The 12,781-nt window shown below is 37.4% G+C and carries 14 protein-coding genes; 10 read left to right on the top strand and 4 right to left on the bottom strand.

What is annotated here, in order from left to right:
* Nucleotides 1-66: 66 nt before the first annotated feature.
* From ACQ2HF_RS06930 to ACQ2HF_RS06905, 6 genes are all read left to right on the top strand, one after another.
* Nucleotides 67-1,404: a tail fiber domain-containing protein gene (locus ACQ2HF_RS06930; protein WP_432412798.1), complete on the top strand. Its 1,338-nt coding sequence runs from the start codon at nucleotides 67-69 to the stop codon at nucleotides 1,402-1,404.
* Nucleotides 1,405-1,409: 5 nt separating this feature from the next.
* The gene (locus tag ACQ2HF_RS06925) at nucleotides 1,410-2,057 is read left to right on the top strand and encodes a hypothetical protein (RefSeq protein ID WP_432412797.1); all 648 of its coding nucleotides are present in this window, start codon (nucleotides 1,410-1,412) and stop codon (nucleotides 2,055-2,057) included.
* 9 nt (nucleotides 2,058-2,066) lie between these two features.
* On the top strand, nucleotides 2,067-3,356 hold the full coding sequence (locus tag ACQ2HF_RS06920) for an OmpA family protein (RefSeq protein WP_432412796.1): 1,290 nt from the start codon (nucleotides 2,067-2,069) through the stop codon (nucleotides 3,354-3,356).
* A gap of 71 nt (nucleotides 3,357-3,427) precedes the next feature.
* The gene (locus ACQ2HF_RS06915; RefSeq protein WP_432412795.1) at nucleotides 3,428-4,135 is read left to right on the top strand and encodes a hypothetical protein; all 708 of its coding nucleotides are present in this window, start codon (nucleotides 3,428-3,430) and stop codon (nucleotides 4,133-4,135) included.
* An 84-nt stretch (nucleotides 4,136-4,219) separates the two neighbouring features.
* Complete coding sequence (locus tag ACQ2HF_RS06910) at nucleotides 4,220-4,897, top strand: TapB family protein (protein ID WP_432412794.1); 678 nt, start codon at nucleotides 4,220-4,222, stop codon at nucleotides 4,895-4,897.
* A gap of 264 nt (nucleotides 4,898-5,161) precedes the next feature.
* Complete coding sequence (locus ACQ2HF_RS06905) at nucleotides 5,162-5,788, top strand: hypothetical protein (RefSeq protein WP_432412793.1); 627 nt, start codon at nucleotides 5,162-5,164, stop codon at nucleotides 5,786-5,788.
* Nucleotides 5,789-5,879: 91 nt separating this feature from the next.
* Here the strand turns inward: ACQ2HF_RS06905 and lipB are convergent, their stop codons facing one another.
* The 3 genes from lipB to ACQ2HF_RS06890 are packed head-to-tail and all read right to left on the bottom strand — an operon-like array spanning nucleotide 5,880 to nucleotide 7,501.
* Entirely contained in the window at nucleotides 5,880-6,593 is a 714-nt protein-coding gene (gene lipB, locus ACQ2HF_RS06900; RefSeq protein ID WP_432412792.1) for a lipoyl(octanoyl) transferase LipB, read from the bottom strand.
* Complete coding sequence (locus ACQ2HF_RS06895; protein WP_432412791.1) at nucleotides 6,594-7,337, bottom strand: hypothetical protein; 744 nt, start codon at nucleotides 7,335-7,337, stop codon at nucleotides 6,594-6,596.
* A 5-nt stretch (nucleotides 7,338-7,342) separates the two neighbouring features.
* The gene (locus ACQ2HF_RS06890; protein ID WP_432412790.1) at nucleotides 7,343-7,501 is read right to left on the bottom strand and encodes a YqaE/Pmp3 family membrane protein; all 159 of its coding nucleotides are present in this window, start codon (nucleotides 7,499-7,501) and stop codon (nucleotides 7,343-7,345) included.
* Nucleotides 7,502-7,644: 143 nt separating this feature from the next.
* Between ACQ2HF_RS06890 and ACQ2HF_RS06885 the strand changes: the two genes are divergently transcribed.
* The 4 genes from ACQ2HF_RS06885 to ACQ2HF_RS06870 all read left to right on the top strand — a co-directional run bounded on the left by ACQ2HF_RS06885 (nucleotide 7,645) and on the right by ACQ2HF_RS06870 (nucleotide 12,092).
* Nucleotides 7,645-8,703: a response regulator transcription factor gene (locus ACQ2HF_RS06885; RefSeq protein ID WP_432412789.1), complete on the top strand. Its 1,059-nt coding sequence runs from the start codon at nucleotides 7,645-7,647 to the stop codon at nucleotides 8,701-8,703.
* A gap of 306 nt (nucleotides 8,704-9,009) precedes the next feature.
* Nucleotides 9,010-9,441, top strand: a complete 432-nt coding sequence (locus tag ACQ2HF_RS06880) for a DUF1573 domain-containing protein (RefSeq protein WP_432412788.1) — start codon at nucleotides 9,010-9,012, stop codon at nucleotides 9,439-9,441.
* 242 nt (nucleotides 9,442-9,683) lie between these two features.
* A complete protein-coding gene (lysS, locus tag ACQ2HF_RS06875) occupies nucleotides 9,684-11,372 on the top strand; it encodes a lysine--tRNA ligase (RefSeq protein ID WP_432412787.1) in 1,689 nt (562 codons plus the stop codon).
* A 126-nt stretch (nucleotides 11,373-11,498) separates the two neighbouring features.
* Nucleotides 11,499-12,092: a hypothetical protein gene (locus tag ACQ2HF_RS06870; RefSeq protein WP_432412786.1), complete on the top strand. Its 594-nt coding sequence runs from the start codon at nucleotides 11,499-11,501 to the stop codon at nucleotides 12,090-12,092.
* A gap of 67 nt (nucleotides 12,093-12,159) precedes the next feature.
* Here ACQ2HF_RS06870 and ACQ2HF_RS06865 read toward each other — a convergent pair whose 3' ends face one another.
* Nucleotides 12,160-12,738 carry a GDYXXLXY domain-containing protein gene (locus ACQ2HF_RS06865; protein WP_432412785.1) on the bottom strand — a complete coding sequence of 193 codons (579 nt, stop codon included), beginning with the start codon at nucleotides 12,736-12,738 and terminating at the stop codon, nucleotides 12,160-12,162.
* Nucleotides 12,739-12,781: the final 43 nt, after the last annotated feature.

The raw sequence follows: 12,781 nt of genomic DNA, 5'->3' as shown, positions 1-12,781 counted from the left end.
GCAAGGCACCTATACGATCCTGCTTATGGAAAACAACAAAGTATTAAAAAAAATAGATTTTAAAAAATGAAAGCACTCATCAATGTCACTATCGTCGCTTGCTTCTTTGCAGGACACTTGTACAGCCAGGTAGGCATTGGCACTACCACTCCAGACGCATCATCAATTTTGGATATTACGGCAACAGATAAAGGAGTTTTATTGCCTTCTGTTTCCTTGGGAAATGTAAACGACACCACGCTGGACGGCACCAATGCAGCAGAAACCGGACTCTTAATCTATAACAATAACCCCCTTGTGGCAGGCGGAGGAGGCGTTGGTTTCTACTATTTTAATTCAGCATTCTGGCAACGACTCTCCACACAAAACAGGGACGCAGAAAATGGCTTAAACCTAACTGGGAATGCTGTGAGACTAGGTGGATCGCTCCTTCAAAACACTACCATAACAAATGGTGCTTTTGATTTTGATATTAATTTAACCAATAATGGAGATTTTCACATACAGGATAATGGAGTAAATCATTTTTCCGTAGAAAGCACTGGCACTTCTTTTTTTGGTGGCAATGTGTTTTGGAGAAATAACAGTACTTCAGGAACTTTATTAGCTGCTTTAATAGCTAGTGGGGATGATGGTCAGTTCAGAATATATGAAAATGGAGACATATCTATAGACTTAGATGCTAATGGCACCTCCGTATTTAATGAGCAAGGTCTTGATAGAGATTTTAGAGTAGAATCTAATTCCAACCCCAATGCTTTGGGAGTAGATGCCGGTCGTGACATCGTGACTGTTGGAACGCCAACAGTGGGTTTGCCAAATAATGGTGCTACAATTAATGGTGTTACAGTAGATTATGTAGCTTCTTTTTACACACCTGATCTTACAAATGGAACTGCAATTCAATTAGGCTCTACAGAATATATTATGGACTCAGGCAATTTGCAAATGTCGGTTTATGGAAGCTGGCTACCTTATTACCCAATGGGAACTCCGGCTTTTACTTTGGGGAATGCAGCACAACGATGGAGTAGCGTTTGGGCTATAAATGGCACCATACAAACCAGCGATACCCGTCTTAAAAAAAACATTAAATCTTTGGATTATGGTCTTACTGAAATTTTACAAATAAACCCCATTACCTATCAATGGAAAGATGGAATAGACACTTCAAATAAAATAGGGTTTTCTGCTGAAGAATTACTCAAAATAATTCCCGAAGTAGTAGTTACGCACAGCTACGAACTGGACAAGGAAGGTGGTATTGCTGTTAAAAAAGAAAACGAACATCTTGGCGTGTATTACAGTGATCTTATTCCGGTACTAACAAAAGCAATCCAGGAACAACAAAATCTCATCCTAAAACTTGAACAACGTATTACTACATTAGAAAACAAAAACTAAGACTTATGAAAATTATAGTGAACATCTTTTTTTGCCTCCTTTTATTCTCTTGTAATAACACAGAAAATAAAAACCAAATTGAAGCTGCTTCTTCAAATGAAGGAACACCTACTACTACTACTTCCATCGAAAAAGAAGCAGTTTTAAAGAAAGACAATCCCAAACAGCAGAGCAACTATGGCGACCTATTTGAAAGAGGGAATATCGACTGCGATTTTATAACCGCAGCGAGTCTGGCAGAGGCAATAAACGTGCCTGCCAGCTTAGTGGAAGAAGGGTATACTAGCTGTATCTACAACCTTACTGAACCAAAGGGCACTAAAACCAATTTTAAATTTTCAATTCAAGAATGGGGTAATAAAACTGTTTTAAAAGAAATACAAACCGCTAAAGAAAATGCTGAAACCTTTGGAAAAGACTCTAAACTTAGTCAATATCGACTTAGCGAAACTGGCGACACCTATCTATCGATGCATCAAAACAGGATGGTTCGTATTTTAAACGAAAAAAGCACAAAAGTTATCATTATTTCTTATTCCATAGAAACTTCCCCAAATAAAACAGGTATTGAGAAAGTTTCCGAAGAAAAAGATATCGCTCGCGAACGCTCCTACTCCATTGCAAATTATATACTTAATACACATAAACAATAAACATACCTCATGAAAACACGACACATACTATTGGTAATTTGCTTACTCGCAGTAGCAACACCTTCGCACGCACAGCTATTCAAAAAACTAGGTAAAGCGGCCGAAAGAGCGGCCGAAAGAACGGTAGAACGACGCGTAGAAAAAGAAACCACAAAATCTACAGACAGAGCTTTGGACACCGTAATAGAGGCACCAAAAAACAAATCGAAAAGACGTCGAGATAAAAAGAAAAAGAAGAACGATGGAAACATAATTGGTGGCAACACCAATGAACAGGATACAAACACAGATTCCAAAACTGTGGTGAACTCAAATTTTGACTTTACCCCTGGAAATATTCCTATTTTTAAAGACAACTTCTCCTCAGACAACACTGGAGATTTTCCAGCCAACTGGGATAGTAACGGATCTGGTGAACTAGTAACCATCGACGGTCAAAAATGGCTTCGGTTAGGAAATAAGGCTACTATTTTCCCTATGCTTAAAAACAAACTTCCAGAAAATTACACCATTGAATTCGATTTATTTACTGACGGCATGGATGGAAAAACAAGCTCTCAAGCCTTTTTGAAACTATTACTTCACGATACCGAAGGATTTCAAAACCCTAAAACATTTAGTGTGGTTGAGCTTTCACCCTGCCAGTTTATAGAATCCCAAGGAGTGATTGAAAAACATGTGAATGGTACACGGGAAATACGCAATAAAATTGGTAAAGACATTAGAAATGACATCACCGGAAAATCTCGTGTCTCTATTGCGGTAAATAAAACACGGATGCGTGTATGGCTTAATGAAGAAAAAATTGTTGATGTACCCAGGTTAATCCCAGAAGGCGCAAATAACTTTAAATTTTACTCGACTGGCCTTCGTGATAATGGAACAAATGATAAAATCTATATCGCTAATTTTTCTATCGCAAAAAGTGGCGAAGACAATAGAAGCAAATTACTTACTGAAGGACGTCTTTCTACCAATGCCATTTTGTTTAACACCGGGTCTGCCTCCATTAAAGGCGGTGCAGATGCCATTTTAAAAGAAATAGGAGAAGCGCTACAAACCAATCCCAATGTCAATATTTTGATTAATGGGCACACAGATACCGATGGCGATGCAGCTAGCAATCTTAAGCTTTCACAAGAAAGAGCAGCTTCAGTAAAACAAGCGCTTATACAAAAATATGGAATCGCCTCGGCTAGAATACAAACCAATGGCAAAGGAGCATCTGAGCCTGTGGCAACTAACAGTACCGATTCCGGAAAATCTCAAAACAGGAGAGTAGAATTTATTAAACTTTAATTAGAAGTGTACCCACCAGTATAGCACAAAATTTAATCAAGTTAATACCTATCCATTTAAAACCATAAAGTATGACACCTAAAATTTATTTTTTACTGATTACTGCAGTAGTACTTAATCTTACAGCAGTTAGAGCACAAAATTGTGTAGACATTAAAACAGAAGATTTGACTGGTTTTTTGAATAAAAATATAAAACCAAACCTAGATCTTAAACTCGACAAAACTGATGGCTTTTTGGCTATAAACAGACAACGGCAAAATTTATACATACCCGATGTAACCGTTAGCCCTATTTCTCGCACTTGGAATTATTACTTTGATGACGTGAGAAGAATGGACAGTAATTTTTTCTATGATTCAAAAACAAATTCAGTAGTACTAGATGTAAAATTTGAAAAAAATGGTTTTGAATTAAAAGGAATCTGTAATGGCTGCATGAATAGGTTTAAAGACAGTAGAGCTCCAGATGTTAGTTGGACAGACCCTCAAATTTTACGTATCTATTTAAAACCTATTATTTATCAAAGGTCCGTGTCTTTCAATGTTACCAATGTTGAAATGATTGGAAATCTCTCTGCCAATGGTTTTGGTGATTTAATTCCAAATCTTACTAAAAAGATCGCTGCTCAATTAAATATTGAAATGAAAAAAATATTTAATTCCAGTGAAACCCAACGCTTATTTAATGATGCGTTAAAGCCTTTATTAAATGCAAAAAAAGTGGGATCCTTAGCAAGTGTTTCTATGGCATCCAGAAGTATGAGAGTTTGTGAATAGATTAAAAACCACTACTCCTAAGAAAACCTAATGAGAATCCTAGAATAGGAACTCGATACATCCAAAAATTAAAAATTACACATTATGAACCTGCGTATATATTTTACAATTACAGCCCTTCTTTGTTTAACAATTACAATTGCCCAACAGGGCTGCAGTGATTTTTATCCTTTTGAACAAGGGGTTACATTTCAAATAACCAGCTACGGCAAAAACAAAAAGGTTGCCGCCATTACAGATTTCCTGGTTACCGAAGCTACAGACAACTTCGCTACCTTCAAATCTTTTTTAAGAGATAAAGATGGCGAAGTATTGAACGAAGCAACCTTTACCATGTCCTGTGAAAATGATGGTATTGTGGTAGATATGGAATCTCTTGTAAACCCAAACTTACTAGAGAACTATAGAGATTTTGAAACTGAAATTTCTGGAACCCAAATAGTAATTCCAAACAACTTACACATAGGCCAGGAATTACCCGATGCTACTATGAATATGAGAATGGACATGAGTGGTATTAATATAAGCATGGAGGTCTCCATGACAGACCGCACCGTGCTAACCAGAGAAACTATAACAACCAGAGCTGGCACGTTCGAATGTTTTGTTATAGGGTATACAAATACCGTTAATATGGGAATAAACCGTACCACAACTGCTAAACAATGGATTGCAAGAGGTGTTGGCATGGTAAAACAAGAAGATTATAATAGACGTGGAAATATTACCAGCAGTAGTGTACTTACAGACTTTCATAGATAAGTGTAAACTACTTTTTCAGATAAAACCGAAACTTATAGCGTAAACTCTTAAGGTTTTGGAGAAAGTACACTTGTTGCACGCAATAAGGTTTAAAAAAAACAAATTGCATAACAAAAGGGTAGAAACATTAATAGTAGTCAATTGGTAAAAGAGGGGGGTTGTCCCCTAAAATTTGGAGGAAATACCCTACAATTAACCTTTCCAATCTACTTATTTTTGAAAAAGTTATTCTTTCAATAATTAACAAACTTAAAACCATAACTCATGAAAAAATCCATTCTTTTAGGACTTTTAGTTGTAGGTATTGTATTTACAAGCTGCAAATCAACTATCCCAACAACAGATAATGTGTACCCAACTGTATATTTTCAATTTTTACCCACAAGCAATAGTGGAGAAGACATTTTTATAATAAAAGGAGAGGGAACTGTAAAAATAGGTAATCAAGCAGTGCAGCCCTTCAATTTTGACAGTGATGTTTTATATCTTAAAAAAGACAATGTTTACAATACCTTGATTGGTGGGAGCGATGACAAGGACCCGAGTAATGGGAAAGGTGCCGTTCTAAGTGCAAGTTTAATAATGCCCAGTAATAGAATAATAAACATTTCAAATACTGCAGAAATCACTTCTGGAAAATGGGATGAATCCAGCCTCACAACAACACCTAATACAAGGACTTTTAGATACACTAGTGACCCTGATGATATACGCGATGGAACCGTAATTTCTCCAAACATAACTCCAAGACTACAAAATATAAGTGGCAGTGGAATTGATGATTTTGAATTTACCTTAACCGTAACAGATTATTTTGATCATGCCACAGCTAAAACACTGGTGGTTCGCATCACCAATGCAGCCAGCCATATTGGCTTTGGGGAACTTTAATAAGATATTTAAAAAAAGGATTGTTGACTGGCTGGGTTCTCTATAGATGAATCCAGCCAATCTTATTTTTTATAAAAACCAAAGTAACTATTTACGCTTCGATTTTCTGTTTTAGTTCAGCCTCAAAAAGCTGGGTGAAGTGTTTCAGTAGTTTTGCTTTTACTTCGGCTATATCAACTTCGGCTTTGCCTAATTCTACGTTTAGAGAAGTAACGGCTTTGCCTTTTATGCCGCAGGGAATCATATTGTCAAAATAACCTAAATCGCTGTTTATATTGAGTGCAAAACCGTGCATGGTTACCCAACGGCTGGCACGAACACCCATAGCGCAAATTTTACGGGCAAACGGAGTTCCTACATCCAGCCAAACCCCTGTTTCACCAGGGCTTCTTTCAGCTTCTATACCATATTCGGCCAACGTGAGAATGACCATTTCTTCGAGAAAACGAAGGTATTTATGAATGTCGGTAAAGAAATTTTCTAAATCAATAATGGGATACCCCACAATCTGTCCCGGTCCGTGATACGTAATATCGCCGCCACGGTTAATTTTATAAAAGGTGGCTCCAATTTTTGCCAGATCTTCTTCAGAAACCAGTAAATTTTCAAAATCGCCACTTTTCCCTAAGGTATAGACGTGTGGATGCTCTACAAATAGAAAGTGATTAGGAGTTTTCAAGCCAGCGTCTTCTCTTCGGTTTTTGATTTTTATATCAATAATTTCCTTAAAAAGCGCTTCTTGATACTCCCACGTTTCTTTATAATCTTTGTGACCTAAATCTTGTACGAGCAGTTGTTTGTTCATTTAATTTTTTTCTAAAATTATTTCCACATCCAGTTCGTCCGGATTCTTCATGTATGCTAAAAACGGTTTCTGAAAGGTCACCGTTTTTCCGTCGCTGGATATTTTAGCATCCTTGATGGATACGCTTTTTATTTTCTTCGGAAATGTATATTTAATTGTATACATAGCATCCTCCATAAAAGCTTCCAAGGACTGAATACTATCGGAAATTTTAGCAAACGCTTCGGGATCTTTTATATAGGCATCACGTTTAAACACGCTATTTTCGTAGGTAAATTTTACCGCTGTAGGTTGTTCCTGCGATTCCTTTTTCTCTTTTGTCTTATTCGAATTACCCATTGGGGACCCACCCATAGTTTCCGAAGCATTTAGCCCTTCCATTAAATTATTGGCTTCTGCAACCGACTTGAAATCTGTAAAAATCTCGTATTCCATTTTCTGTTTTTCGGGATCCATTAGGATTCGCATTTGGTAGTTTTCGAGCAATTTTAAACGCTCTTGTTCTTCTCTTGGAAGTGTTGCAATGCTGTCTTTCTTTTCTTCAAATAGTTGCTTGAAAGACATCACACTATCCATTTTCATATCCAGCGTATCCTGCATAGGCATCATTGCCATCATTTCACTCATATCCATGGTAAGACTCATGCGTCCTGTACCATCTTCATTTAGAACCATTGTTTCAGAAAATTGACAACTCACCAAAGTTACTGCTAGTAGCACAAGGAGACCTAATTTTTTAATCATCGCTATTAGTTTTTAGGATTATTCAAGATAATAAGTGCGGCGATAACGCCTGGAATCCAACCACAAAGGGTTAAAATTAAAACTATTAAAATAGATCCACAGCCTCTATCAATTACAGCCAATGGTGGAAACAAGATAGACAACAATACACGCCAAATACTCATAGTGACAAAATTACGGATTAAAATTCAGTATAAACTCATCTTGACTTCTTGTTTGGAATATAGCATACCAGAAGTTGAGTTCCGTATATCTGTCGGGTGAAAATTGTTTTGTTACATGAAAACTTGTCGCTATATTCGTTGTAATGAAATGCTTCTATTTTCTTTTCTTTCTTGTATCACTAGGCGTCTCTTCTGGTGCTTCTGCGCAGTATTTATTTGAAGGCACCGTGGATGTACAATTTACTGAAGGCGAGGTCTACCTCTCTGTTATTGAAGATTACAGAAAGCTCTCTGGCGTATATCACGAACAAATTATTGCTAAAGTAAAACCCGATAGCTTGGGAAATTTTAGGTTTGCGGGCACCAACCTGCCTACCGAAAACAAGATGTACCGCATACACGCAGATACCTGCAAAGAGACCGATCAAAACCTGTCTCACATCACAGGACATTGTAAAAACAGTGAGGAAATTGTATTTGTGGCCAACAACCAAACTACGCTGGCGCTCCCTTTTTCTTTTGAACAGGAAATGTTTTGCAAAGTGGTTTCCAATAATGAAAAAGCAAAAACTTTTTTAAAAATAGATTCACTTAAAAACGATATGCGTTTCGCTTTTTCCAATTACCGCAGCGAAGCCAACCGAAAATTAAATACCGAAAAATGGTTTAGTATTCTTCAAAATTATGGAGAGCAATTGCAGGAGCCCTTGGCAGAATTGTACATCTACTCTTTTTTAAGTGATCGAAGAAGCATTTTACATGGCTACTATCTCGCAGACTTAAAAGTAAATCCTTATTACGATGTGTTATTAAAACGGCTTAAAAGTCAGTATCCAGACACCCAATACGCCAAGCAATACGAAGCCGAATTAAAAAGCGATCGATTCCTAATCTCGGACAACGAACCTTCAACATCGTTACCTTGGTGGGCTTATTTGTTAGGTGGAATTTGTTTAGTTTCAATCCTAGGGAATTTTTATTTCTTCGGAAAAGCAAAAAAACACAAAGCGGTCGCCGAAGGAAAAGCTGCCCTCACGCAACAGGAGAATAACGTACTAGAACTTATTCTTCAGCAAAAAAGCAATAAAGAGATTGCTTCCGAACTTTTTGTGAGTGTAAGCACTGTGAAAACACATATTAATAGTATCTACAAAAAACTGGGCGTGTCTTCCAGGAATGAAGTGAAGGCGCTATATTCTTAGTGGTGAGTGGTGAGTTCTCTCGCGTAGCTCGTTTTGAGTGGTGAGCTTAAATTTTGTTGTTCATCAAGAATATCAAATAACATTCAAATCAGTTCTAAAGCCTTAAAGACTAAAAACACTACGTACTCTAGTTAAACCTATCAGGTTTTACTAAGACCTCACCTCTCACCTCTACAACCTCACAACTAATTTCCTCCCCGGTCTAGTCCCTTTTTGCAACGAACTACCGTCTCACTTTTTACTGAAGTTATCTCACTTTTACAGCAATAACCAAAATGGTTCTTTGTAATCTTTAAAACACATATTATGAAATTAAAATTGAACACAGTAAAAAAAGGAGCAATACTTTGCTTTCTATTCGTAGTAACAGCACCATTGAGTTATGCACAAATGGCACGTGAGAACATCCCTGCTGCTATTGGTATAATCGATTTTAAAACTGAAACAGTAGCGTATGGAACCATAGCTCAAAATAGCGATGGCCAGCGAACCATTACTTTTAAAAACACAGGAGATGCGCCCTTGCTCATTACAGATGTAAAATCAAGCTGCGGTTGCACCGTACCCAGTTATTCCAAAACGCCTGTTATGCCAAATGAGAGCGGTAAAATTACCGTGAAGTATAACACCTCAAAAATTGGTGCTTTTAATAAAACAATAACGGTTCTTTCCAATGCTTCGGCAGCATCAAAGCAAATTAAAATTAAAGGAGAAGTGACGAAGGGGAGTTCGCTCTAATTTCGTTTTGTAATTAAGAGGTTGTCTAAAAGTAATTGATAATGTCAAACTGAACATTGTCGAAGTTTAATATATTGATAATCAATATAGGTTTCGACTGCGCTCAACCAGACATTCCAAAGAGTTTACTTTTTATGCAACCTTTTTTTTATTTTCAACCAATCTCCAACCTAAAACTTTTTCCCTTGTTTTAAGGGTTAAAATCTTCAAATAGGCTAATTTTGCACCTTAAATTTTACACAATGCAACTTTCAGAACTTGAAATCATACGACGCGAAAAACTAGCCCAATTACGCGAAATGGGAATTAACCCTTATCCGGCAGATTTATATCCGGTAGATACTACTTCAGCACATATTAAAAAGGAGTTTAATGCAGGTAAAAAAGTAGTGATTGCTGGACGTTTAATGTCGCGACGTATTCAAGGGAAAGCAAGTTTTGCAGAGTTACAAGATGCTGAAGGTCGTATTCAGGTATATTTTAATCGTGACGAAATTTGTACAGGCGAAGACAAAACACAGTATAACGATGTCTATAAAAAATTGCTAGATATAGGTGATTTTATAGGAATTGAAGGCGAGCTTTTTGAAACTCAAGTGGGTGAAAAAACGGTGATGGTGAAAGCGTTCAAATTGCTTTCAAAAGCGCTAAAACCTTTACCACAACCCCGTGTAGATTCTGAAGGAAAAGTTCATGATGCTTTTACAGATCCTGAACAACGCTACCGTCAACGCTATGCAGATTTAGTCGTAAACCCACACGTAAAAGAAGTTTTTGTAAAACGCACCAAGTTATTTAACGCCATGCGAACGTTCTTTAACGACCGCGGATATTTTGAAGTGGAAACTCCCATTTTACAACCTATTCCAGGTGGTGCCGCTGCGAAACCTTTTATGACACACCACAATAGTTTGGACATTCCATTGTATATGCGAATTGCTAACGAATTATACCTAAAAAGACTTATTGTTGGCGGATTTGATGGTGTGTACGAGTTTTCTAAAAACTTCCGTAACGAAGGAATGGACCGCACGCACAACCCAGAATTTACCGCCATGGAAATCTATGTTGCCTACAAAGATTACAATTGGATGATGGATTTCTGTGAGCAGTTGTTAGAACATTGTGCGCTAGCAGTTAACGGAAAAACAGAAGCTACTTTTGGCGAACACACCATAGATTTTAAAGCGCCTTACGCACGCATAACAATGGCTCAGAGTATCGAGCATTTTACAGGATTTGATATTACAGGTAAAACCGAAGATGAAATCCGCGAAGCAGCCAAAGGAATGGGCGTTGCTGTAGATGCCAGTATGGGGAAAGGAAAGCTGATTGATGAAATTTTTGGTGAGAAATGTGAAGGAAATTATATCCAACCTACCTTTATAACCGACTATCCGAAGGAAATGAGCCCGTTGTGTAAAGAGCACCGTGAAAATCCAGAATTAACCGAACGTTTTGAGCTTATGGTCTGCGGAAAAGAAATCGCCAATGCCTATAGTGAATTGAACGATCCCATCGATCAACGGGAGCGTTTTGAAGCTCAGTTAAAGCTTGCCGACCGTGGGGATGACGAAGCGATGTTTATTGATAATGACTTTATTCGCGCCCTGGAATATGGAATGCCTCCAACATCAGGAATGGGGATTGGGATGGACAGACTGATTATGTACTTAACCAACAATCCATCGATTCAGGAAGTATTATTCTTCCCACAAATGAGACCAGAACGTAAAGCGGTTGCTTTAACCGATGAGGCTAAGGCAGTATTAGCTATCCTCAAAAAAAGTGGCACTGTAGAACTTTCAGCATTAAAAGAGCAATCAGGATTGTCCAATAAAAAATGGGACAAAGCTGTGAAAGAATTGACCAAAAATAGCTTAGCAAAAGTTGAAAAGACTGAAGAAGGGTTGTTAATTAACTTAATTTAGTGCCCTCTATATATTGAAAATGAAGACTTGTCACGTTTAAAAAACTGATCTGCCTTCATTTTTTTTTATTATTTAAACCAAACCCTACATTTTAATTACTTTTGCCCCTCACGTAAAAAAACACTCATGAGAAAATTACTTTTTACCAGCATCATGCTGTTATGTTCTGTTGCTCTTTTGGCTCAAAAAGGAGACGTATTGGAAGGTTCCTGGAAATCTTTAAAAGATGCTTCAAAATTCGATTTGGAATTTGATTACTCTAATGTACAAATTCCCGATTTTGATACCGAAGAAGAGTATATCAAACAAAAAATGAAAGATAAAGAAGCGGATGAGCCAGGAACAGGAGAAGCCTGGAAAAAACGCTGGTTCGATGATAGAGAAGCACATTTTGAACCAAAATTTGTAGAATCCTTCAATAAGCGAGGCGATGAAAAAGTAAGTAAAAAATATGATAATGCTCCTTATATAATGAAAATCACAACTACCAGACAATACAATGGTTGGAATGTGGGTGTTATGCGTAAAGCTGCTAGGATTGACGCAACTATTTCGGTTTATAAAAGAGGAGAAACCAAATCATTGCTTAGTGTAGCCTACGAAGATGTAAAAGGTGGTGACGCTATGGGGTACGACTTTGCTTCACATTCTCGAGTTGCTGAAGGCTATGCAAAACTGGCCAAATCATTCGCCAAAGAATTGAAGAAAAAAGCGAAATAGTTTTTCAAATAAAAAACGGCCCCCTCCTCCAAGGCAGCCGTTTTCCTACCATCAAAACAAACGCTGGCTATTCGCTGGCGTTTTTCTTTAGTTCAGTTGCTACGTATTCTTTTATTGGCGTGTTATTTACAAATACATTTTCTAACACCGCAACGTTCTCTTTTACGTATACCAAACCATAGCAATTCTCCAACAAACTATCTCTGTTAGCTTGTCTTACTAAGATTTCAGCTGGAAGGGCTTTACTTTCCTCCATATAGAAACGGGTAAAAGGCAAATTAAAAAACACCGTATCTGTATTCGAATTTCGTGCGGTGGCAAGGATGTAATCCTGTTCTGTATCCAGTTTTATCTTACTCGCTTTAGTCGCGATTGCAAAACCTTCAGCATCTATTTCTAGATACACATACACCTGGTCGTCCCAATTAATATTTTGGTTCCCAACCAATAGTGCTTTATTCATATCATACCGCAACGCTATGTATTTTCCGCGCAGAGGATCGCTTGGATCTATGGGTTTGGTTTTAAATTTATAGGCAGTGCCCTGACTCAGTGTGGCTTCTTGATTTAAAATCATCTTGCCTGGCACAAACCATTGCGCCACTACCATCACTACAAAGACACCTATGATGAGGAATTTATTCATGAGCTTTTGTTTTAAAAACCAAATACAACATAAAAAGAAGCTT

Source organism: Rasiella sp. SM2506, from assembly GCF_050859505.1.
In the GTDB taxonomy this organism is placed as follows: Bacteria; Bacteroidota; Bacteroidia; order Flavobacteriales; family Flavobacteriaceae; genus Marinirhabdus.
Note: the sequence above shows the minus strand (reverse complement) of the source record. Positions and strands in the feature narration are given on the sequence as shown.

Bases quoted from the DNA above. Each gene is read 5' to 3' on its own strand.
- ACQ2HF_RS06930 (WP_432412798.1), top strand. From the start codon at position 67: ATGAAAGCACTCATCAATGTCACTATCGTCGCTTGCTTCTTTGCAGGA.
- ACQ2HF_RS06910 (WP_432412794.1), top strand. From the start codon at position 4,220: ATGAACCTGCGTATATATTTTACAATTACAGCCCTTCTTTGTTTAACA.
- ACQ2HF_RS06870 (WP_432412786.1), top strand. From the start codon at position 11,499: ATGAGAAAATTACTTTTTACCAGCATCATGCTGTTATGTTCTGTTGCT.
- lipB (WP_432412792.1), bottom strand. From the start codon at position 6,593: ATGAACAAACAACTGCTCGTACAAGATTTAGGTCACAAAGATTATAAA.
- ACQ2HF_RS06865 (WP_432412785.1), bottom strand. From the start codon at position 12,738: ATGAATAAATTCCTCATCATAGGTGTCTTTGTAGTGATGGTAGTGGCG.
- ACQ2HF_RS06885 (WP_432412789.1), top strand. From the start codon at position 7,645: ATGAAATGCTTCTATTTTCTTTTCTTTCTTGTATCACTAGGCGTCTCT.
- lysS (WP_432412787.1), top strand. From the start codon at position 9,684: ATGCAACTTTCAGAACTTGAAATCATACGACGCGAAAAACTAGCCCAA.
- ACQ2HF_RS06915 (WP_432412795.1), top strand. From the start codon at position 3,428: ATGACACCTAAAATTTATTTTTTACTGATTACTGCAGTAGTACTTAAT.
- ACQ2HF_RS06880 (WP_432412788.1), top strand. From the start codon at position 9,010: ATGAAATTAAAATTGAACACAGTAAAAAAAGGAGCAATACTTTGCTTT.
- ACQ2HF_RS06905 (WP_432412793.1), top strand. From the start codon at position 5,162: ATGAAAAAATCCATTCTTTTAGGACTTTTAGTTGTAGGTATTGTATTT.
- ACQ2HF_RS06920 (WP_432412796.1), top strand. From the start codon at position 2,067: ATGAAAACACGACACATACTATTGGTAATTTGCTTACTCGCAGTAGCA.
- ACQ2HF_RS06925 (WP_432412797.1), top strand. From the start codon at position 1,410: ATGAAAATTATAGTGAACATCTTTTTTTGCCTCCTTTTATTCTCTTGT.
- ACQ2HF_RS06895 (WP_432412791.1), bottom strand. From the start codon at position 7,337: ATGATTAAAAAATTAGGTCTCCTTGTGCTACTAGCAGTAACTTTGGTG.
- ACQ2HF_RS06890 (WP_432412790.1), bottom strand. From the start codon at position 7,501: ATGAGTATTTGGCGTGTATTGTTGTCTATCTTGTTTCCACCATTGGCT.